This window comes from Paludifilum halophilum (assembly GCF_002245355.1).
GTDB lineage: Bacteria > Bacillota > Bacilli > Thermoactinomycetales > DSM-45169 > Paludifilum > Paludifilum halophilum.
In genome coordinates this window covers 1-443 of the sequence record NZ_NOWF01000092.1, presented here as the reverse complement: position 1 = coordinate 443, position 443 = coordinate 1, and the positions used below count along the sequence as shown (strand labels likewise).

At 38.1% G+C, this 443-nt stretch carries 1 protein-coding gene; it reads right to left on the bottom strand.

Annotation, left to right across the window (positions count from 1 at the left end; genetic code table 11):
* Positions 1-180: 180 nt before the first annotated feature.
* On the bottom strand, positions 181-443 hold a 263-nt coding region (locus CHM34_RS19920), incomplete at its 5' end, for a hypothetical protein (protein ID WP_240512077.1).

The window sequence follows — 443 nt, the reverse complement described above, 5'->3', positions numbered from 1 at the left end:
GTTTAGAGGTAATGTCATTGTGGTAGAGACTTCTGTAAGGGAATGAGCCTTGCGATTATGGCATTTATACAGAAGTAGAACTTTCTTCTTCAACTCCTTTCACTCAACTCTTTATTGAAGTTATTCTTCTAGCAATGAGAATAGCTGCTAAAAATTCCTGGGAGACAAGGGACCCTCAACCTATGCTATATTTTCTTGAGATATGGGAGAAGTTACTACCAGATTCAGTACTTCATAACATTTTGGATCATATAGTGATACCCAAATTAACAACAACAATAGATACTTGGCATCCTCGCAAGGAGACTGTGCCAATACATGCATGGTTACATCCTTGGCTTCCATTGTTGTTCTAACATATGGAGCATTTATATCCAACCATTTGTTATAAGTTGGAGAATGCACTTCATGCCTGGCATGCAAGTGATGCATCTGCATATGTA